This window comes from Streptococcus sp. X13SY08, from assembly GCF_001182825.2.
Taxonomy (GTDB): Bacteria; Bacillota; Bacilli; order Lactobacillales; family Streptococcaceae; genus Streptococcus.
On record NZ_LFYO02000002.1, the window covers coordinates 744,540 to 766,413 of the forward strand.

A 21,874-nucleotide genomic window follows, 5' to 3' on the forward strand; every position below is an offset into this window, starting at 1 on the left:
CCTCCTTTTAAGAGACTGAACTTTTTCCTATTATTCTTATTCGTAACGAAGGGCTTCGATAGGATCCAACTTAGAGGCTTTATTTGCAGGGAGAACACCGAAAACAATCCCTACTGCTGCTGAAAAAGCAAGACTACCTAACACGACTGGAACTGAAATCACAGCCTTGACACCTTCACCCATGGTACCTGATACGTTGACCAAAATCACAACGACTTGTGCCAATAAGAGCCCAATACCCCCACCGAGAGTCGTAAGTACGATGGATTCAATCAAGAATTGTGTCAAAATATTGCTTCTGGTTGCACCAAGTGCCTTGCGCAGACCAATTTCCCGCGTGCGTTCTGTGACCGATACTAACATGATATTCATCACTCCGATACCACCGACCAAGAGAGAAATCCCGGCAACAGAACCTATAAAGAGGGTAATGCCACTCATAGCTTTGCTGTACTGTTCTGCTACTGCTGACATATCATAAATATCGTATTTGGCTTCTTTTAGTCCTGTTGCTCTTGTCAAATACTCTGCCGCAGCATATCCGATTTCGCTAGCATGTTCCACATCTTCCGTATGTATAAATAGATCAGCATTTTCCGAAACACCTTCTTCTGCTACCAATTGCGTATTGGTCACAACGGCGTTACCGCCAGACGCGCCGCCCATTAAGTTTGGTCCTGTTCCTGCCTCGGGATCTTTATAGACACCAATGACAAGATAATTATGATTTTTAAAACTGATTGTTTGATTGAGAGCGGATGAAGCATCTCCAAACAATTTCTCAGCCAGTCCTTTATCCAACATAATGACACGAGAAAATTTAGTATAGTCATTCTGTGTGAACTTTCTTCCAGCAATTACATCATATTTTTTGATATCGAAATAAGAATCACTGACACCTTTTATAAAGCTATTTTCTGATTTCTTATTCCCAAAACTCACTTCACTTGAGGTTGAATTACTCGTATAATAATTATCCACCCCATCAACCGTCAACAGTCCGTTTAGGATATTTTCCGTCAATGTCGGTTGCTCTTCCGTGCTAACATTTGTCCCCTCTGTAAAGGCCATAAGCCCATCTTGCGTTGTTTCTGTTGGTGTATTATTGAAATAAACATTGATATCTTTTTGGTCTCCACCTACGATATCAGAAATGTTAGTACTCACACCATTACCAAGAGCAACAATCACCACAACTGCAGTAACACCGATGATAATCCCCAACATGGTCAACAGCGACCGCATTTTGTGGGCAAGGATGGATTTTAGGGCAAATTTCCAATTTTCCATTAGCGAACCTCCTTGCGTGCATCCTCGGTAATAACACCATCTCGAAGAACAATTTTTCGAGTGGCATATTCTGCAATCTCAGGCTCGTGCGTGACCATGATAATGGTTTTCCCCTCACGATTGAGCTCAGTCAGCAAATCCATAATTTGATTTCCTGTCTTGGTATCCAAAGCACCGGTTGGCTCATCCGCAAGTACAATCGCTGGACTATTCACTAAGGCACGCGCAATGGCTACACGCTGCTTTTGTCCACCTGAAAGTTCAGATGGGAGGTGTTTCATCCGATCCGCTAATTCTACTTTTTCTAAAAATTGTTTGGATAATTCCTTACGTTTTGCACTCGGAACACCAGCATAGATCAAAGGCAATTCCACATTTTGTAAAGCGTTTAGTTTGGATAAGAGGAAAAATTGTTGGAAGACAAAACCAATTTGGTCATTACGAACCTCCGCTAATTTTTTCCCAGAAAGTTGACTCACTTCTGTTTCTTCCAGAAAATATTGACCAGAACTAGATCGATCCAAGAGACCAATAATGTTCATAAGAGTAGACTTCCCAGAACCTGATGGTCCCATGATGGCGACAAATTCACCCTCTTCCACTTCAAGACTGGTGTCTTTCAAAACATGCAGTTCTTGGTCCCCATTTTTATAGCTTTTATTGATGTGGCTGAGCTTAATTAACCGTTTCTTCATTCGCTTCTACCTCTTGACCATCTTTTAAGCTATCCATTGGGATAGAAATGACATGGTCATCCGCTTTCAAGCCAGCTGTAATCTCTTGGTTGGTAGCGTCTGAATTGCCCAAGGTCACTTCTACTTTTTTAGCTTTGCCATCTACAATGGTCCACACAAAGTTTTTGTCATCTTCTGTCACAACAGCGGTGACTGGAACCAAGATATGTTTGGTATTATTAACCACTTCAATGTTAACAGTGAAACCTTGTTTGAGCGGTCCAGCTTCACTTGTCAAAGTGGCTTTGAATGGATATTTAGAACCTGATGGTGCAGAACCACCCGCTGATGATGATGGTTGTTCACCTTCTGGATAGTTAGAGATATAGTTAATTTTACCAGTCCATGTTTGTTCTGGGTAAACTTTTGAAGTAATTTTCACTTCTTGATCAACAGCAATATTTGCCAAATCGTACTCTGTCAAGCTACCTGTCACTTGCAAACTTCCTTGGTTAACAATGTGCACAACTGTTTGGTTGGTGCTAGTATTTGATTTTGAAATATCTTGATGTACTTCTACCACTGTACCTGCTACATTACTGGTAACAGTTGCTTCGTTAACAGCTGACACTGCCTTATCCACTGCTGCTTGCGCGTCTGCATAAGCATCGTTCAAATCTTGCAACTGCATATCAACTGTTCGTTGTGCAGATGATACGGCAGAATTATCCGTGCTTGCATCTCCTGTTAGATCAACTGTCTGACCATTTGTTCGCAAGTCATGAATTTGGCGTCCAATTTTATCACGGCCTCTAACTGCTGTATCAACATTGGCTTGCAATTCCGTCACATCATATTGGACCAAGGCTTGACCAACCTGAACTTGATCTCCTTGTTTGACCTTAACCTCACTAATATCACCTTTTGAAGAGTCGTAACAAACGTACTGTTCTTGCGCAGCTGACACTGTACCAGCCAAAAGTGTAGATGAGGCAATTGATCCTTCTTTAGCCACATGGTAAGTCAATGGCATCACTGATGCATCTGTATCACTAGGTGTTGCGTTTCCGCCAAAAAGCAGAGCACCACCGACTAGAGCTGCTCCTGCAACTCCTAAACTGGAAAACAAAGCAATTTTCTCTTTTTTTGATTGAAACATAGGTTTCTCCTTTTTCTTTCAAGTAGCATGCTTGTACTAATTTTATAATACATCAACACAAAATATTTTGCAAGCATTTTATAAAATAATTTTAGAAAAAACAAGAAAATGTTTCCTGCGTTTTATCGAACAGTCTCTCACAAATCTATAAAGAAAGCGTAGCAGATTTTTGCAGAAAAACTTGAAAAAGGCTAAAATGAAGGCAGAAATAAATGAACGAGGGAGAGCGTATGAGAGAATTTGATATCATTGCAATCGGTGGCGGTTCTGGTGGTATTGCAACCATGAACAGAGCAGGAGAACATGGTGCTAAAGCCGCTGTCATTGAAGGAAATTTACTAGGCGGAACCTGTGTTAATATTGGTTGTGTTCCCAAGAAAATCATGTGGTACGGAGCTACTATTTCTGAAGCCATCCGCCATTATGGTCCTGAGTATGGCTTTACATCAGAAAATGTGACCTTTGATTTTGCAACCTTGCGAAAGAACCGCGAAGCCTATATTGAGCGTTCACGCAATTCCTATGATGGCTCTTTTAAGCGAAACGGCGTGGAACTAATTAAGGGTTACGCTCGCTTTGTCGACAATCATACAGTTGAAGTCAACGGGGAATTGATTAAAGCCAAGCATATCGTCATCGCAACAGGTGCACGGCCAACTGTTCCAAACATTCCCGGAAGTGAATTGGGAATTGTTTCGGACGATGTTTTTGCTTGGAAAACTCTGCCAAAATCTATTGCCGTTGTGGGTGCCGGTTACGTCGCTGTAGAAATCGCTGGTGTCCTACATCAGTTAGGGGTAGAAACCGATTTATTCGTCCGTCGCGATCGTCCATTGCGGAGTTTTGATCATTCTATCGTTGAAACATTAATGGAAGAAATGGCTAAAAGCGGTCCCAACCTTCATACTCATAAAGTTCCACAAAAATTAGACAAATTGGACAACGGTCTTATTCAAATTACGTTTGAAGATGGTAGTACTCACAGCGCAGAGCAAATCCTTTGGGCAGCTGGTCGTAAACCTAACGTAGATCAGCTCAATCTGGAGGCTGCCGGTGTCGAATTAACAGATCGTGGCTATATCAAAGTGAATGAGTACCAAGAAACCACTGCACCTGGCATTTATGCCTTAGGCGATGTTTCAGGTGAGAAAGAATTGACACCTGTCGCTATCAAAGCAGGCCGTACCTTGTCTGAACGACTCTTCAATGGGAAAACGAATGCGAAGATGGACTACTCCACTATTCCAACCGTTATTTTCAGTCACCCTGCTATCGGAACGGTCGGTTTGACCGAAGAAGAAGCCATCGAAGCATATGGAAAAGAGCAAGTGTCCTGCTACACTTCTAACTTTACATCTATGTACACAGCCATGGCTGACCACCGCCAATTGACTCGCTTCAAGCTCGTTATAGCTGGCCCAGAGGAAAAAGTCGTCGGCTTACATGGCATCGGCTACGGTGTCGATGAGACGGTGCAAGGTTTCGCAATCGCCATAAAGATGGGAGCTACCAAAGCCGATTTTGACTCTACAGTAGCCATCCATCCAACCGGTTCTGAAGAATTCGTTCTGATGAGATAAGTCGGACAAGCACGCTTCAGACATACACTTACTTCCAACCTAATAAACGTCACTCATTTCCAGTCCATGCATTCTATCAAATTTTGGTTTGGTCACTTCTACTCAAGTAAATTTTAGACCAAGGGAGGGTTTCATTCATGAAGACAAGAATCTTTATACTTGTTCGCCTAGCTATCATAATTCTTGCCATCGCCAACAATTCCTTCCACTTTTGGACAGGTTGGCTAGCACAAGCCTTGCTCATTACCTCATTTTTCATCGTCCTCTATGAAGTGGCGGACTCCTACCGCAGAATCAAATCCTATAAAGAAAAAAGAGTGGGACAAACATCGATCAATCATCATAAATGACGTTTTCGATGTTGCCTCCACGTTCTTCTTTTCAGGTATTCTACCTTAAAAAGTCTGTCTCCAGACCTTTTATTCCCCTGCGTATAGCTCAAAAGTAAAGTGAGAAAAGCTTTTCTTTCCATTTTTCTGACCCAAACTTTTTTCAACAGTTTGAGCAGTCAACTGCTGCGTCAAATTGCATTACTCAACACATGAAACGAGGCAGGATTTTCCAGCCTCTTTTATGATGTCCGTCATTGCCCTTGCTAAGAGTCGGTAAGCAGCACTTCCAAAATGAAGGCCATCGTCCATACTTCCTCGCAAGAGATTTGCTAAATGTTTGTCACTCTTGGAAAAAGTTAAAACTGTATCTAGCAGCCGGGTGTGGTATGTTTCAGCTACCTGCTTCACTATACCGCCATAGTATTCCACCAAACGATGATTACGATAGACTTGCTTTGTCTCATCCACAGGCGATGGTGTCATCAGGCAAATCCGCTGCGCTGGAAAATAAACCAGTAAGATTTCCACAATTTGCGTTAGATTTTGCAAATATTCCCCTAGAAATACTTGCTTATGTTGCGCCAGATCATTAGCATCAATGAAAACAAAAACCCAATCGCAACTAGGAATCTCTTTTATTGACAGATGTTTCAGTAAATTAAATGAATTATCCCCTGAAACTGCCCAATTTTCGATGGAGAGATTTGGCAAATTTTCCCTGAGAGAATAGTCAATGTGGGGAATGGTTTTGCCCTCTAACCTAGCAAACAAACTATCTCCCAAAAGCAAGATTTTCATGACTGTCCTTTCTCTTGTAAACGAAAGAGAGGCGGTTTGCTAAAGCATAGAAAACCTGTTGCCTCTCCATTAAATTCGTGTTAATTTTGTTGCCGTATCTGGCAATGTATCGTAGACTTGGAAATCCACACCGACTCCCAAATCTGCTTGAGCCAGCTGATTGACCATGGTCATGTGTGCCAACTCCTTAATATTATTTTCCTTGGATAGATGTCCAAGATAAATTTTCTTGGTACGATGACCTAACGTTCGAATCATAGCATCTGCACTGTCTTCATTACAAAGATGCCCTTTGTCAGACAAAATACGTTGTTTAAGATTCCAAGAGTAAGAACCTGCCCTCAAAATCTCGATATCATGATTGGACTCAATCAAATAAGCATCCGCATTTTCTACAATGCCTGCCATTCTATCCGATACGTAGCCCGTATCCGTTAACATGACAAAACTCTTATCATCTTTCATGAAACGATAAAATTGTGGACAAGCTGCATCATGACTGACCCCAAACGATTCAACATCTAAATCTCCAAAGGTCTTGGTAACGCCTAGCTCAAAAATATGCTTCTGCGATACGTCAATTTTTCCAACCTTAGCTTCCATAGCTCGAAAAGTTAATTCATTGGCATAGATATCCATTCCATACTTACGTGCTAAGACACCAATTCCATGAATATGATCGCTATGCTCATGTGTCACCAAGATAGCATCTAAATCCTCTGGTCTACGGTCAATTTCTGCTAGAAGACCGGTGATCTTCTTACCAGAAAAACCTGCATCTACCAAAATTTTCTTTTGGTCCGTTTCCAAATAGAAAGAATTCCCACTAGAACCAGACGCTAAAATACTGTATTGAAATCCTTGTGTCATAGTCTCCTATTCTTCCTCTGTCTCGTCATCCCATTCATCCACTGTCAAATCCTTGCTGTATGGTAAAACAATGGTAAAGGTTGACCCATGCCCGTACTCACTTTTGGCCCAAATAAAGCCCTTATGTTGCTTGATAATTTCTTTTGTGATTGCAAGCCCAAGCCCTGTACCACCTTGAGCACGCGACCGTGCTTTATCTACGCGGTAAAACCGGTCAAATATTTTTGGTAAATCAGCTTTTGGAATGCCCAAACCTTCGTCTGAAATAGAGATAATCAACTGCGTTTCTGTCGTCTTCATACTGAAGGTAATTTTCCCTCCATCCGGCGAATATTTGATAGCATTATTGAGAATATTATCCAATGCCTGCGTCATCTTATCTGTGTCAATTTCCATCCAAATGGGGGTAATCAGATAATCTCTAATCAGACTGTACTCTTTATCACTATTTTGTCCCTTAATTCGATCAAAACGGTTGAGAATAAAGGTCACAAAAGCTGTAAAATTGATCAATTCGACATTCATTGAACCTACCTGATTGTCAATACGAGACAAACTCAGCAAGTCGGTAATCATCCGCATCATACGGTTTGTCTCATCTAGTGATACTTTGACAAAACTCGGTGCTACCTTGTCGTTCAAAGCCCCCTCATCGAGAGCTTCAAGATAAGATTTGACGGAGGTCAATGGTGTCCGCAGTTCATGGCTGACATTAGATACAAAGAGTCTGCGCTCCCGCTCTTCTTTGGCTTGTTCGGTCATATCATGTAGGACAGCAACAATCCCTGAAATCAGACCGCTCTCGCTACGTATAGTCGCAAAATTAGCCCGTAAAGCAAGGAATTCCCCATCTTCGTTGACATGGTCAATGATGACTTCTGGCGTCTGTGCCAACAAATCACGGAAAGAGTAGCGATCTTCAATATCCAAAATGGATAATAAATCTGCCTGCTCCGCCATTTGCGCCGTCAACCCCAGCTGCTTTTGGGCGGTATCATTAATCATTATAATCCGCCCCATACGGTCTGTCGCCATCACACCATCACTCATGTAGGACAAGATAGAAGACAAACGTGTCTTTTCCTGCTCCAAATTATCATGGGTCAGACGAATAACTTCTGACAAATCATTGAGTGAATTCGTCATATCTGTAATTTCAGGGCTTCCTCGCATATCTAAAATATCCGAGTAATCTCCAGCAATCAATTCTTTCACTTTCTGATTAAGAATCTTGATTTGCTTGCTGTCTCGATGATTCTCAATCAGCATAAAGACCAGAGCAATGACAAAGCCCACCAAAATGACGATAAACCAAAATTCGGTCGTCGTCACTAAATATCGTAATTGGTTAATCATGTGCTTTTATGTAGTAGCCAACACCGCGGCGTGTCAGAATGTATTCTGGGCAGCTCGGCACATCTTCTATCTTTTCACGCAAACGGCGAATGGTCACGTCTACCGTCCGCACATCTCCAAAATAATCATAGCCCCAAACTGTTTCAAGCAAGTGCTCACGAGTCATGACCTGACCTAAATGATTGGCCAAATGGTGGAGCAATTCAAACTCACGGTGAGTCAATTCTAATTCTTTCCCATGTTTCTTAGCGACAAAGGCATCTGGTAAAATCACCAAATCACCAATCACCAACTCGTTAGTTTCGATTGGTTTCAATTCCGTTTGCGTTTCAGACAATTCGCTACGGCGCAAGAGTGCCTTGACACGTGCTTGTAATTCGCGATTTGAAAAAGGCTTCGTGACATAATCATCCGCACCAATCTCAAGCCCAATTACCTTATCAAACTCGCTGTCTTTGGCAGATAGCATAAGAATGGGCACATTACTCGTTTTACGAATATTACGTGCCACTTCCAGTCCATCAATCTCCGGCAACATAAGATCCAAAATCACAATATCTGGCAATTCTTCCTCAAAGACAGCCAAGGCTTCGCGACCGTTGAAAGCTGTCACTACTTCGTAGCCTTCTCGTGTCATGTTGAATTTTATAATATCCGAAATCGGTTTTTCATCATCTACTACTAAAATTTTCTTCATAGTCTTTTCACCTTTATTTGATGAAGCTATTATAACAGAAAACTCTTTATTTTTCAGTTTTTAAATTATATGTCATAAAATATAACATAACCAATATTAAGTTTTCAGAATTTACTTGACAAACAATTGAGCCGCATGCTACATTAATTTATGTAATAAGATATAACAAAGGAGAAGCTTATGGCCCTAGTATCATTTGAACATGTCAACAAATTCTACGGTGATTTCCACGCACTAAAGGATATCAATCTGGATTTCCAGGCCGGTCAGGTAGTGGTTTTGCTAGGTCCATCTGGTTCAGGAAAATCAACTCTCATCCGCACAATTAATGGATTAGAAAAAATCGACGATGGAAATCTTGTCGTAAACGGCCACACTGTTAACGATTCCTACACTAAAGATTTAGTAGATTTACGCAAAGAAGTCGGAATGGTTTTCCAATACTTTAATCTTTACCCACACAAAACTGTGTTAGAAAATGTAACTTTAACGCCTATAAAGGTCCTTGGAATTGACAAAAAAGAAGCAGAAAAAACTGCCCAACGCTATTTAGAGTTCGTTAACATGTGGGAACGAAAAGATTCTTATCCAGCTATGTTATCGGGCGGGCAAAAGCAACGAATTGCTATCGCGCGCGGACTTGCCATGAATCCCGAACTCCTGCTCTTTGACGAGCCAACTTCTGCCCTTGATCCTGAAACGATCGGCGATGTATTAACTGTTATGCAAAAATTAGCCCGTTATGGAATGAATATGATTGTCGTGACGCATGAAATGGGATTCGCTCGCGAAGTGGCCGACCGTATTATCTTCATGGCAGATGGTGAAGTTTTAGTCGATACGACTGATGTGAATGGATTTTTCGATAATCCGACCGAACCACGCGCCAAACAATTTCTCAGCAAAATTATCAACCATGAGTCTGATAGCGTTTTGTTCTAGGATGTGCCTATGAAAAAACTCCATATTTTTTTAGGACTTTTGTTTTATTTAAAATCTGTGCCGACGTCGCAAGAAGCTAGCGCAACCAATCAGACATCCGCTAACACTCATGGTTTACAAACCATCAAAGACCGTGGGATTTTACGCGTTGGCGTCAAGCAAGATGTGCCAAAATTTGGTTTCCTCAATCCAGATACCAATGAATTTGAAGGAATGGAAGTTGAAATAGCACGCAAGATTGCAGAGGACTTGGGAGTGAAGATCGAATTCACTCCTGTCACTGCTCAAACTCGCGGGCCGCTGATTGATAATGGTCAGGTGGATATGGTCATAGCCACCTTTACCATCACTGACGAACGTAAGCTGCTCTATCATTTCAGCACTCCTTATTATACGGATGCCGTTGGCTTCTTAGTCAATAAAGATAGTGGTATCAAAGGTTTTGAATATCTAAACGAGAAGCATATCGGTGTCGCTTAAGGTTCTATCACTCGTAGTCTTATCAGTGAATTGGCTAAGAAATATGGAATTGAAGTGACATTTGCTGAACTTGGATCCTACCCTGAACTATCCGTTTCTCTACGTTCTCATCGAATTGATGCTTTTTCGGTTGACCAATCTATCCTATCGGGCTATGTTTCCCCCAGATCTGAGCTCATGGATTTCAACTTCTCCGCTTCAGATTATGGGATTGCTAGCAGCTTAAACAATACTGAGTTCAATGACTACTTAGACCGGCTGATTGATACTTGGAAAACAGATGGTACCCTTCAGACGATTTATAACAAAAACAGACTCAAACTTGCCACTAAAACGGACCAAGAATAGAAAGAGAGGAATGACATGATAATTTTTACGACCAGTCCCTATGCTTGGGAAAATTGGACTAGCTACTTTCACGATTTCCCGCTCTTTCTAGGAGGATTTCTCTTTACCATTGCAATCTCCATTAGCGCTTTCATTTTAGCGATGACTTTAGGAATATTTTTTGGAAGTTTATCCACAACAAAAAACAAAACCTTCCGTCTTATTTCTCGTATCTTTGTAGAGTTTTATCAAAATACGCCACTCTTGGTACAATTTATGATTGTTTACTACGGTCTTCCCCTTATCAGTCATTACACCATTATGCCTTCTATTTATTGGACGGCCGTCATTTGTGTCGGCTTATACCATGGAGCTTACCTTACATTGCCGAGGTGATTCGTTCTGGCATCCAAGCAGTGCCAATCGGTCAAACGGAAGCTGCCTTATCACAAGGTTTTACCCGTTTGGAAACCCTGCGCATTATCATTTTGCCACAAGCCAGTCCCATCATATTGCCACCACTGACCAATCAAGTAGTCAATTTAATCAAAAACACAGCAACAGTAGCTATTATTTCTGGAGCTGATATCATGTTCGTGACCAAATCTTGGTCCGCTATGAATGCTAACTACATTCCTGCCTTTGCAGGAGCTGCACTCTTGTACTTTATCATGTGTTTCCCCAGTTGCCAGCTTGGGACGCCATATCGAAGAAAAGAACAAAACTCGTTTCTCAGCCTAGGAGGTCTCTTATGAATACCATTCTTGAATTATGGAAACCATCAACCTTTCAAGTCCTCTGGAACGGTCTTGTCCTCACCGCTACTATCTCAACCATTTCTGTCATTTTATCCGTTATCTTCGGAATGATTTTAGCTGTCTTACGAAATGGGAAAAATAAAATCCTCAAGTGGCTAGCAACTATTTATATTGAATTTGTCCGCAATGTGCCCAATTTGCTTTGGATTTTCACCGTTTTCTTAGTCTTCCAACTCAAATCAAAGCCAGCAGGCATTACCGCTTTTACCATTTTCACGACCGCTGCTATGGCTGAAATCATACGAGGTGGACTCAACGCTATCGGTCCTGATCAAACAGAAGCAGGCTTATCGCAAGGATTTACCCCTTTCCAAGTCACGATGTACATCGTCATGCCACAAGCTCTTCGCAAGATGCTTCCTGCTATCATTTCCCAAATTGTCACTGTTATCAAGGATACCAGCTTCCTCTACTCTGTTATTGCCCTCCAAGAACTCTTTGGTTCCAGCCAAATTCTCATGGGACGTTACTTTGAAGCTGAGCAAGTATTTGCCCTCTATATCGTAGTCGCTCTTATCTACTTCGTGATCAATTTTGCGATTTCCAGTTTCTCACGCCATTTGGCAAAATCCTGGGCAGGGAGCAGCATTGAATAAGTGAAAAGAAGTCCAATTGGGCTTCTTTTTTTTGCATCTGTTGAAACGTCTTATAACTTAACCAACTGTGTACCCTTGGATATAATTATGAGCTAAATTCAAGCCTGAAATAGAGTGTGGATAATCAGCTACTCCATAAAATAATTTCCGACCGCATAGAATCATGGAATAGATTGACCATTTGCGTCTAGACAATTATAAGTTGCATCTACTTCCGCACCAGAACAAATCTGTGTCAAACTAACCTGACAGTGCGTTCCATAAAATGGCGCTTTGACAATTGGAAGCAATTTATCTGGATCTACACAAAAATCTATCTCTGAATCAATACGGTGAGCAGCATCGACTAGAATTACCGGTAACTTAGAAAGTAGCTGACGAACCTAATGGACGTTGTCTCTGTCCTAGGCAACTGTTATCTCATCTTCCAGCACAAGATTCTTCACTTTCTCTCCCCTTACCTCAACTTAATAGCCTATCCCAAGCGTAACTATCCTAGCACATCCTCTTTTTTTGTCAATGGATTCTAACAACAGTAAAAAAAGCCTCGAAAGGCTTCCTGATTTACACTTATTCAGCGTTAGGTCTTGATTTACGAGCAATATCAGCCAAGATATTTTCGACAAATTCCTCAATTGTTTCTGTGTGGGTTTCTTTGCTTCCATAGCGACGGACATTGACAGACTGGCTTTCCATCTCTTTGTCACCAACAATCAATTGATATGGAATTTTCTCGGTTTGACTTTGACGAATCTTGTATTGCATTTTCTCATTACGCTCATCCACATCAGCACGGATACCACGATCGCGAAGCACTTTTGCCACTTCCCATGCGTAATCTGTGTGTGCCTCGTTTGAAATTGGAATAACCGTCACTTGATGTGGCGCCAACCATGTTGGGAAAGCACCTTTGTAAATTTCAATCAAGATGGCTGTGAAGCGTTCCATGGTTGAAATAATACCACGGTGAATCATGACTGGGCGATGTTCTTCACCATCTACACCAATGTAGCTCAACTCAAAACGTTCTGGAAGAAGGAAGTCCAATTGAATAGTTGACAGTGTTTCCTCATTTCCAAGAGCTGTTTTCACCTGGATGTCCAATTTTGGTCCGTAGAATGCCGCTTCTCCTTCTGCTTCGAAGTATTCAACGCCCATATTGTCAAGCGCAGCTTTCAGCATGCCTTGGGCATTTTCCCACATTTCATCATTGTCGAAGTATTTTTCTTTATCTTCAGGATCACGATAGGAGAGGCGGAAACGATAATCCGTCAAGTTGAAATCTTCGTAAACATCAATGACCAATTGCAATGCTTTTTGGAATTCTTCCTGAATTTGCTCAGGTGTGACAAAGATATGACCGTCATTGAGAGTCATTTCACGCACACGTTGGAGACCAGTCAAAGCACCAGATTTTTCATATCGGTGCATCATACCAAGCTCTGCAATGCGCACAGGCAATTCACGATAAGAACGTACGTGGTTTTTATAAACCTGAATGTGATGTGGGCAGTTCATTGGACGAAGAACAAACTCCTCACCATCACCCATATCCATTGGTGGGAACATGTCTTCTTGGTAATGATCCCAGTGGCCTGAAGTCTTATAAAGCTCTACTGAAGCAACTGGTGGTGTATAGACATGTTGATAGCCAGATGCCAACTCTTTATCAGTAATGTAGCGCTCCAAGGTACGACGGATAGTTGCTCCATCCGGTAACCAGAAAGGAAGCCCTTGACCAACTTCTTGGGAAATCATAAAGAGATCCAGCTCTTTACCCAATTTACGGTGATCACGTTCTTTGGCTTCTTCCAAACGCGTCAAGTAAGCTTTGAGGTCTTTTTTGTCAAACCAAGCCGTACCGTAGATACGTTGCATCATGTTATTATCAGAATTACCGCGCCAGTAAGCACCCGCTACGTTAAGTAAATGGAAGACTTGAATACGACCAGTTGATGGTACATGAGGTCCACGGCAAAGGTCCACAAATTCACCTTGGCGGTAAACCGTCAAACCAGCACCCGCATGCTCATTGATGAGTTCAAGCTTGTAAGGATCATCCGCAAACATTTCCAAGGCTTCTTCCTTGGTCACTTCCTCACGAATACATGGGAAATTTTCCTTAACAATTTTTTTCATTTCTTCCTCGATACGTGGAAGGTCTTCGTTTGAGATTTGTCCATCCACATTGTCTGTATCGTAGTAGAAACCTTCAGCAATAGCAGGGCCTACACCCAAGCGAAGATTAGGAAAGAGGCGTTTGGCTGCCTGAGCAAAGAGATGAGCTGCTGAATGACGGAGCACATCAAGGGCATCTTCGTGATCCGGCGTCACGATTTCAATCGTGCCGTCTTCCTCAATCGCACGCGTTGTGTCGATGAGCTGATCGTTAAATTTACCAGCCAAAGCTTTTTTGGCTAAAGAATTTGAGATAGATTGTGCAATTTCAAAAGTTGTCACACCAGATTCAAATTGGCGCACCGCACCATCTGGGAAAGTGATATGGATCATCATTAAGATACCTAGCCCGTAACCAGCAAAACTACCATGATTATGTCACAGAAAGCCTTGATTTGATTAGCAGATCTGCACTAGTTTGTTTTTAGCACAGTCTGTCGGGCAGATTCAGTTAAACTGAACCTTTCCTTTCTATTTTTCTTATTAATTTTTTTATGAGAGTTACTAGGATGATTATCCCTGAACCCAAGCCTACACACATTCCTACCTATGGAATTTGGGGATCCTGAAACAAGAAAGATAGAAGAATACCTACAATAGTAGAAATAGCTAGTATTTGATAAAATAATTTTCCTTCATACAAACCTCTAAAAATAAAATAGTCCTCACATCCCAAAGGACGTAAAGACTACGTGGTTCCACCTTCATTTATCTATCACAAAAAGCATCATAGACCTCATGTTTGGCGATAAGGGAACCACCCTTTTATGTTTGCATAAAATAATACCGAGTAGTGTCATCTGTATCCTCTATGCGCATCCCAGCCCCACGCACTCTCTCAAAGATTTCCTACAGATAATGTGTCTCTGCATCTATTATAGCAGTTTCTCAGGGATTTTCAAGTGGACTTTTTCTTTTTTATCCACAGATTTAAGAGAAAGCCAATTCCTGCTCCCAATTGTCCTGCCAAATTGTATATTAAACCGTAGAGCAGTATCATTTCTCCAAAGGACAAAATGCTTGTACAAAAGACTATGATTCCCCAGATAGCCAATGGAAGGGAATAACGATGACGATAGGTATAAGTAAGAAAGACCAAGAAATAAATCAAGGGAAGGTACAAAAGGATATTATTGACCATCAAACTTTTAGCCAGCAATTCATCCTTCACCAGAAATCCAATTAAAGGATTGAAGCCCATGTTAAAAAACAGAAGAACAATTAGGTAAGGTATTTGTTTGGTAAAATCTCTCATTCTTATATCCTTTATTCCAAATAATTACGAACCGCTTTCACTTGCTCTACTGATTTTTTGACAATTTTCGAAGTGGTATCAGATGATTTAACAAAGGCGCGCTTAGGTAGGGAAACCGCTCCTTTTAAGAGGCTTTCTGCAACACTGTCGTCATTGATATGATTTTTTCGAAAATCATAAGAGATTTTTAGATCGAGATAGTACTCATAAATCCGACGTCCAAAGTTTTCGGCTGAAATCTCGTAGAGTTTGCGTTCTAAGACATGTGGATTCATCTCTGGAGTCTGCTCAATAGCTGCTACGACTGTTGGTGCTATGCCTTCTTCATCTGCAAAAAGGGCCCCAAACATAGGAATATCAATGACATTTTCTAGATAGTGATTAGCACAGGCTAAAACTGGCGTGCCTGAAGCCAAACTTTCAAGATAGGTCAATCCTTGCGTTTCACTAGTAGATGCTGAAATGAAGAAATCTGCTGCCTTGTAGTAAAGAGCTGTTTCACTCGGGGCAATCATGCCAGTCATTTGAACAGAATCCTCTAATCCCAGTTCTTCAATCAGGCATTTGAGATTTAATACATAAGGACCTCCACCTGCGATGACCAGTTTAACCTTTGGATTTTCAGCTAGAATTGCGGGCATGGCAGAAACGAGTGCTTGAATATTTTTTTCAAAGGACACACGCGACAAGCTGAGTAGCATGGTTTCATCAGGTGCAATACCTAAGTTTTCGCGAAGTTCTGCTGTATTTTTTGCAGTAATTTCTGGGCGATCAAATTTTGCCAAATCAATTCCCGTCGGAATCACGCGCTTAGAAATAGGAATTTTATAGTCATTAAGCAAGTCTTCCACAATCTCGCTAGGACAAATCACGCCATCTAAATCTTTAAGATAGACACGTGCAAAATATTTAATCATGCTAGGACGAATCAGTTTTCCATTTGCAATATAGCGAACATAATCCTCGTATTGGGTGTGATAGGTATGAACGACAGGAATATGCAATTCCTTAGCGGTCATTTTCCCTAAAATCCCTAATGAAAACTCAGTTTGAGTATGAATGAGGTCCAAGTTGTAGCGCTCTGCTATTTTTAAAGCATCCGTAAAACCTGCATACGCCACACGCCGATCTTTAAATGCAAAAAAGGGAACGCTAGGGATACGGATGATATCCCAGTCCTCATAGCGGTTGACGTCCTTGTCCGTTGTCGTGAAGATAAAAACTGTGTGTCCCTGTTTTTCTAATTCTGTTTTAAGGGTTTTGATGGAAGTCGCAACTCCCGATACCTGCGGAAAATAGGTATCTGTAAACAATCCAATCCGCATGCTTGTTCCTTTCTAAAGGGTTTATCGCGCTAAGGCTGCTTGTTTTTTATAAAAGTCCAACCAGATTGTCAAAAGAGCTTCTGGAGAATATTCTTGGGAAATTTGTCCTGCTTTTTGCCGCAAATCAACTACTTTTTCAGGATGTGCTGCTAAATCAGCTAGGACCATTTCCATCTCGTGAACATCTTTTGCCGGCAGATATTTACCTTCCAAAATGACCTGATAGAGACTCAAATCACGCAGGACAATGGCAGCTCCACAAGAAGCTGCTTCTAAAATCGTCATAGGAAAGAGTTCGTTGTAGCTTGGCAAGAGAAAAATATCCGTCATGCTATAAAAAGCTCGCATCTCCTCTGCCTCTACGATACCTGGAAAAATGAGATTTGCTGGTGGGTTCTCCATCAATCTCTTATATCTTTCATGTCCATCTGTCATGGCGCCAAAAGAAAATCCACCTGCCCACACAAAGGTTACATCAGGCATTTTTTTTGCTAAAGCCGCAAAGTCATCCACTCCCTTGCGCTTTTGAACCTGCCCTGCTCCTAATACCACAAAAGCATCTGGAGCAATGCCATACTGCTTACGCACCGCCATCTTTTCTTCTTCTGACACAGGAGACCACTTGTCATTGTTGACAAAGTTTGGAATGTACATAATTTTTTCTCGCTTGATGCCGTGGTCAACTAAATCATCAATAAAACTTGGATTAACGACAACCAATTGATCCATTCGATTGTAAAAAGAAGTCACATACCATGACACCAAACCTCGCAAAAAAGGAGGAATTTTCAAGCTGCCTTGCAAGGTGTTCGGCAAAAAATGCACATAGCCCACACGACGCCCCGTTTTCTTTTTGAAAAAAGTCGTCAGATAAAAAAGCGGGTCAATGGTATGATAATGGGTCACATCCGCTTTCTCAAAGATTTTTTCTTTAATGATTAGTTGGTCTTGGGCTTTTTCACGCAAAAGACACATCAGTTCACGATAGGCACCTGATACACCTTGACCTTTGACCTTTTCACTGGAACTCAGCATATTAACAACGATTTTTTTAGCATTCATATCTTGTATTATACACTACTTTCAGGCTGTTGAAAAATAAAATTAAAAACCAGCTCCATTGGAAGCTGATGAGGTTTACCTTATTTAGTAGATTTTCTTTCTTTGATGCCATGGTGCAGGATCACTTCACGACTTTCCAATTCTTCTTTATGCATGATTTTGGTCAACATACGCATAGCGATGGCACCAATATCATAAAGAGGTTGGCTGACAGATGTCAAGTTTGGACGAGTGAACTTGGTAATCAAAGAATCATCACTGGTAATGATTTCAAATTCTTCTGGCACTTTAACACCACTATCTTCCACACCGTTCAAGAGACCAGCTGCGATTTCGTCTTCTGCAACATAGGCCGCTGTAGCTCCTGCACTCAAAACTCGCTCAGCAAGTGCATAACCTTCTTCGTATTTATATTTAGACTCGAAGACCAACCCCTCATTGAAGTCCAATTCCGCTGCTTGCAAACCTCTCTTGTAGCCTGACAGGCGGATTTTTCCATTAATATCATCCACTAATGGGCCTGATACAAAAGCAATCTTTTGGTTATTTTTTGCTAGCAATTGGATAGAATCTGCTACTGCTTGAGCGTAATCAATGTTAACGCTTGGTAATTGGTGTTCTAAATCAACCGTACCAGCCAATACAATCGGCGTGCGCGAGCGAGAGAATTCAGCACGAATTTTGTCCGTCAAATGGTAGCCCATGAAAATAATACCGTCAACTTGCTTAGAAAAAAGTGTATTGACCACATTAATTTCTTTATCATCATTTTCATCACTATTAGCAAGGACGATATTGTACTTATACATATCTGCGATATCATCAATTCCTTTTGCCAAGGTTGCATAATAGGCATTAGCGATGTTTGGAATTACAACCCCAACAGTCGTCGTTTTTTTACTTGCAAGACCACGCGCTACCGCATTTGGACGGTAATCCAAACGCTCAATTACTTCTAGCACTTTTTTCCGTGTATTTTCTTTGACATTTTTATTGCCATTGACTACACGACTAACAGTAGCCATCGAAACGCCTGCTTCACGCGCGACGTCATAAATCGTTACTGTATCATCTGTATTCATCATGTTTTTCATATCCTTTCTCACTTTTTTACATATATTAGTGAAAATTACGCTTTCATCTAAAATTAGTTTACCATGTTTTGTAAACACTTTCAATAGTTATGCTGCTATTTTTGAAAAAAAGTTTTCCATCTGGAGACTTTCTTTCTCATCACCAAAAAATATGGCAAACTTTTCCATTTTCAAGTCAGAATTTATAAAAAACTTGCATTTTTTAACAATTAGCATAGAATAGAACATAAGAATAGACGATAAAAATGAAAAAGGAGAATGAGATGTCAAAAATTCAAGCACTTATTAAACAATTAGAAAATCAACAAGTCTACGCTGCAGTCTTATCTGATCCTGTCACTATCAACTATCTAACAGGCTACTACGCAGATCCACATGAGCGTCACATGTACCTCTTTGTCTTTGCTGACAAAAATCCGCTACTTTTCTTACCTGCTCTTGATGTAGCACGAGCTGATGCAACTGTTGATTTTCCTGTCGTAGGCTACCAAGATTCTGAAAATCCATGGGAGAAAATTAAGGCTATCTTACCTAAGACGGATTTTCCAAGTGTGGCTGTAGAATTTGACAATCTCAATGTGACCAAATTCAAGGGTCTTGAATCCGTTTTTTCTGGTGAATTTGTCAATTTGACACCAGTTATCCAACAGATGCGCCTCATCAAATCCACTGACGAAATCGAGAAAATGATGATTGCTGGTGACTTTGCAGACAAAGCTGTCCAAGTTGGGTTTGACAATATTTCACTTGATGTGACTGAGACCGATATTATCGCGCAGATTGAATTTGAAATGAAAAAACAAGGCATTTCAAAAATGAGCTTTGAAACCATGGCCTTGACAGGTAATAACGCTGCGAATCCTCACGGAATTCCTGGAACAAACAAGATTGAAAATGATGCCCTCCTTCTCTTTGACTTGGGCGTAGAAACCTTAGGCTATACTTCCGACATGACACGGACAGTCGCTGTCGGTAAACCAGACCAATTCAAACAGGATATTTACAATATCGTTCTTGAAGCCCAATTGACTGCTCAGGACTTTATCAAGCCGGGCGTAACAGCTAGTGAGGTTGATGGTGCCGCTCGTCGCGTCATTGAAAAAGCTGGCTACGGTGAATATTTCAGCCACCGTTTGGGACATGGACTTGGTATGGATGTTCATGAATTCCCTTCTATCATGGATGGCAACGACATGATTATCCAAGAAGGCATGTGCTTCTCCGTTGAACCAGGTATCTACATTCCAAATAAGGTCGGCGTTCGCATCGAAGATTGTGGACATGTCACCAAAACCGGCTTTGAAGTCTTTACCAAGACACCAAAAGAATTGCTTTTCTTCGAGGCTTAATACAGAAAAGGAGAGACTTTCTCCTTTTTTTGTTACAATAAAATCATGACGAGACTAGGATTTATGAGTGATTTGCACATTGACAGTAATGATTTTGGACAAGATGAGTTTGAAACGCTAGTGCAAGTGCTACGCGACCAACAAATTGATCATTTACATATTGCTGGGGATATTTCCAATGATTTCTCAGAGATTTCGCTCCCTTTTTTGGAAAAATTGCAGAGCTACACAGCTGTCTCCATCAATCTAGGCAATCATGATATGCTGAAAAGGACTGAAGAAGAGATTGAAAATTACGATTTTCAAGTTCAAACCTTTGGAAATACACATTTAGTCATTTTGGCAGGTTGGTACGACTATTCCTTTGCTCCTCAGATGACTGTTGAACAGCATATTGCTAAGAAAAATCTCTATTGGTTTGACCGCAAATTGAACCGCCCCTTACCTGATCCAGACTTAACCAAACAAATCTTAAATAAACCGGATGCTTTGCTAGCCAAACTAGACAGTGATACCATCGTAGCCATGCATTTTGTACCGCACAGTAACTTTCTCATTGACCATCCTTATTTTCAAGCCTTCAATGGCTTCCTAGGTAGTGGCAAGTTCCATCATCTCTTCGTCAAACATGGTGTAGCTCATGTTTATTTTGGACATTTACACCGTAGATATCCCGCTACAACCGTTGATGGCGTAATTTACCATGCTCGTCCATTAGGCTACAGACGGGAGTGGCAGATGGTGTCGGACTTTTATGAGCATTTCTCCCAATTTTCGGACTACAACACCTATCATCTGACCAAACACTACAGAGCTATCAAGGATGAACCGCTTTTTCAGACCTATGTAAAAAATCAGCTCTACAAAGAGTTAGCGGATTGTCTAATGGTTTTAGAAATTTAAAAAAGGAGCTGGCAAAAGTCCTAGCCTCCTATTTTTATTTCATTTTAAGGACAAGATGAAGTGGTTAGATGTCATGAAATATACTGATCAATCCGTTTTTTCATGCCTATCCCATTGTTCGGGTACCGAAAAATCGAATGTCTACGAAATGCCCGATTGTTGTCCCGCTATCTTTGTTGTTCCACAAATTGAGCGCTGAAACCATTTTTTGTTTGATCCACTAAAATATGGGCTTGATTTAAGAAAGGCTGCAGATACATTTCATACTGCTGTCGTCTGATGGCATGAGTTTCTTTGACAAAGGTCAAATCACGACCACGATCAAGAATATCTCGTCCCAATCGCCGTTCTAATTCTGTCTCACTATCTGTAAAGCAAGCGATGGACAAGTCAAACATATCAGGTTTTAGAAAGGCTGTAGACATGCCCTCCACAATGAGAAGAGGCTTGTCACCCCTCAATAGCTGACTAGGTGCCCAAGGCCCTTCAATGGTCATCACGTCCATTCCCAGTTGCAACATTCTAATATCCCGTGCCAGACTATTGAGTTCATGAGCAGCCGGTAAAGATGCAGTCACCTTTTGACTTGGAAAATCCTTTGGCACAACCAGACTTCTACTATCATTTTTGAGAATATAAGGATCTGTTTCCAGTAAATTAACTGTCTCAGCAGGACGCAGGTTACAAATTTCCTGTGCTAGAGTTGATTTCCCCGAAGCACCATGACCAAAAATTCGAATAGTATGAGCTTGACCATCGGTCAGATAGGCTTTTAGTCACGTCAATAAA

The 21,874-nt window shown here is 41.1% G+C and carries 20 protein-coding genes and 2 pseudogenes; 8 read left to right on the top strand and 14 right to left on the bottom strand.

Annotated features, from left to right (window positions below):
- Window positions 1-36 precede the first annotated feature (36 nt).
- From AEX56_RS04450 to AEX56_RS04460, 3 genes are read right to left on the bottom strand one after another with little or no spacing between them, the layout of a single operon-like run.
- Complete coding sequence (locus AEX56_RS04450; RefSeq protein WP_049618041.1) at window positions 37-1,290, bottom strand: ABC transporter permease; 1,254 nt, start codon at window positions 1,288-1,290, stop codon at window positions 37-39.
- Window positions 1,290-1,985 (bottom strand): ABC transporter ATP-binding protein, encoded by a 696-nt coding sequence (locus AEX56_RS04455; RefSeq protein WP_049618042.1) that lies wholly within the window; start codon window positions 1,983-1,985, stop codon window positions 1,290-1,292. Before AEX56_RS04455 ends, AEX56_RS04450 begins: the two co-directional genes overlap by 1 nt.
- Window positions 1,966-3,123 (bottom strand): efflux RND transporter periplasmic adaptor subunit, encoded by a 1,158-nt coding sequence (locus tag AEX56_RS04460; protein ID WP_049618043.1) that lies wholly within the window; start codon window positions 3,121-3,123, stop codon window positions 1,966-1,968. Before AEX56_RS04460 ends, AEX56_RS04455 begins: the two co-directional genes overlap by 20 nt.
- 230 nt (window positions 3,124-3,353) lie before the next feature.
- Here AEX56_RS04460 and gorA point away from each other — a divergent pair, with 230 nt between their 5' ends.
- A complete protein-coding gene (gorA, locus tag AEX56_RS04465) occupies window positions 3,354-4,703 on the top strand; it encodes a glutathione-disulfide reductase (protein WP_049618265.1) in 1,350 nt (449 codons plus the stop codon).
- Between the two features lie 137 nt (window positions 4,704-4,840).
- The gene (locus AEX56_RS08445; protein ID WP_131542018.1) at window positions 4,841-5,053 is read left to right on the top strand and encodes a hypothetical protein; all 213 of its coding nucleotides are present in this window, start codon (window positions 4,841-4,843) and stop codon (window positions 5,051-5,053) included.
- Window positions 5,054-5,233: 180 nt separating this feature from the next.
- On the opposite strand, the gene AEX56_RS04475 is transcribed toward AEX56_RS08445, so the two are convergent.
- The 4 genes from AEX56_RS04475 to yycF all read right to left on the bottom strand — a co-directional run bounded on the left by AEX56_RS04475 (window position 5,234) and on the right by yycF (window position 8,756).
- On the bottom strand, window positions 5,234-5,833 hold the full coding sequence (locus tag AEX56_RS04475) for a GDSL-type esterase/lipase family protein (protein ID WP_049618045.1): 600 nt from the start codon (window positions 5,831-5,833) through the stop codon (window positions 5,234-5,236).
- A gap of 69 nt (window positions 5,834-5,902) precedes the next feature.
- The gene (locus AEX56_RS04480) at window positions 5,903-6,703 is read right to left on the bottom strand and encodes an MBL fold metallo-hydrolase (RefSeq protein ID WP_049618046.1); all 801 of its coding nucleotides are present in this window, start codon (window positions 6,701-6,703) and stop codon (window positions 5,903-5,905) included.
- A gap of 6 nt (window positions 6,704-6,709) precedes the next feature.
- Complete coding sequence (vicK, locus tag AEX56_RS04485) at window positions 6,710-8,059, bottom strand: cell wall metabolism sensor histidine kinase VicK (RefSeq protein WP_049618047.1); 1,350 nt, start codon at window positions 8,057-8,059, stop codon at window positions 6,710-6,712.
- Entirely contained in the window at window positions 8,052-8,756 is a 705-nt protein-coding gene (gene yycF, locus AEX56_RS04490; protein ID WP_049618048.1) for a response regulator YycF, read from the bottom strand. The genes vicK and yycF overlap by 8 nt, the downstream gene beginning before the upstream one ends.
- Before the next feature lie 180 nt (window positions 8,757-8,936).
- On the opposite strand from yycF, the gene AEX56_RS04495 reads away from it, so the two are divergent.
- The 4 genes and pseudogenes from AEX56_RS04495 (at window position 8,937) to AEX56_RS04510 (ending at window position 11,919) form a co-directional block, all read left to right on the top strand.
- Entirely contained in the window at window positions 8,937-9,698 is a 762-nt protein-coding gene (locus AEX56_RS04495) for an amino acid ABC transporter ATP-binding protein (protein ID WP_049618049.1), read from the top strand.
- Between the two features lie 9 nt (window positions 9,699-9,707).
- Window positions 9,708-10,526, top strand: a pseudogene (locus tag AEX56_RS04500) (transporter substrate-binding domain-containing protein).
- Between the two features lie 15 nt (window positions 10,527-10,541).
- Window positions 10,542-11,246 (top strand): annotated as a pseudogene (locus AEX56_RS04505) (amino acid ABC transporter permease).
- 10 nt (window positions 11,247-11,256) lie between these two features.
- Window positions 11,257-11,919, top strand: a complete 663-nt coding sequence (locus AEX56_RS04510) for an amino acid ABC transporter permease (protein WP_049618050.1) — start codon at window positions 11,257-11,259, stop codon at window positions 11,917-11,919.
- Between the two features lie 161 nt (window positions 11,920-12,080).
- Here the strand turns inward: AEX56_RS04510 and AEX56_RS09240 are convergent, their stop codons facing one another.
- From AEX56_RS09240 to ccpA, 6 genes are all read right to left on the bottom strand, one after another.
- The gene (locus AEX56_RS09240) at window positions 12,081-12,209 is read right to left on the bottom strand and encodes a hypothetical protein (protein ID WP_269082018.1); all 129 of its coding nucleotides are present in this window, start codon (window positions 12,207-12,209) and stop codon (window positions 12,081-12,083) included.
- Between the two features lie 280 nt (window positions 12,210-12,489).
- Window positions 12,490-14,430: a threonine--tRNA ligase gene (gene thrS, locus AEX56_RS04515; RefSeq protein WP_049618266.1), complete on the bottom strand. Its 1,941-nt coding sequence runs from the start codon at window positions 14,428-14,430 to the stop codon at window positions 12,490-12,492.
- A gap of 565 nt (window positions 14,431-14,995) precedes the next feature.
- Window positions 14,996-15,298, bottom strand: coding sequence for a hypothetical protein (locus AEX56_RS04520; protein WP_160315175.1), 303 nt, complete (start codon window positions 15,296-15,298; stop codon window positions 14,996-14,998).
- Between the two features lie 65 nt (window positions 15,299-15,363).
- Complete coding sequence (locus AEX56_RS04525) at window positions 15,364-16,677, bottom strand: glycosyltransferase family 4 protein (protein WP_049618052.1); 1,314 nt, start codon at window positions 16,675-16,677, stop codon at window positions 15,364-15,366.
- 21 nt (window positions 16,678-16,698) lie between these two features.
- Window positions 16,699-17,739: a glycosyltransferase family 4 protein gene (locus tag AEX56_RS04530; RefSeq protein WP_049618053.1), complete on the bottom strand. Its 1,041-nt coding sequence runs from the start codon at window positions 17,737-17,739 to the stop codon at window positions 16,699-16,701.
- 80 nt (window positions 17,740-17,819) lie between these two features.
- Window positions 17,820-18,821 (bottom strand): catabolite control protein A, encoded by a 1,002-nt coding sequence (gene ccpA / locus AEX56_RS04535; RefSeq protein WP_049618267.1) that lies wholly within the window; start codon window positions 18,819-18,821, stop codon window positions 17,820-17,822.
- Between the two features lie 275 nt (window positions 18,822-19,096).
- Between ccpA and AEX56_RS04540 the strand changes: the two genes are divergently transcribed.
- Complete coding sequence (locus AEX56_RS04540) at window positions 19,097-20,182, top strand: M24 family metallopeptidase (protein ID WP_049618054.1); 1,086 nt, start codon at window positions 19,097-19,099, stop codon at window positions 20,180-20,182.
- Between the two features lie 45 nt (window positions 20,183-20,227).
- The gene (locus AEX56_RS04545) at window positions 20,228-21,085 is read left to right on the top strand and encodes a metallophosphoesterase (protein WP_049618055.1); all 858 of its coding nucleotides are present in this window, start codon (window positions 20,228-20,230) and stop codon (window positions 21,083-21,085) included.
- Between the two features lie 167 nt (window positions 21,086-21,252).
- Here the strand turns inward: AEX56_RS04545 and AEX56_RS04550 are convergent, their stop codons facing one another.
- Complete coding sequence (locus AEX56_RS04550; protein ID WP_236683001.1) at window positions 21,253-21,849, bottom strand: phosphoribulokinase; 597 nt, start codon at window positions 21,847-21,849, stop codon at window positions 21,253-21,255.
- Between the last annotated feature and the right edge of the window lie 25 nt (window positions 21,850-21,874).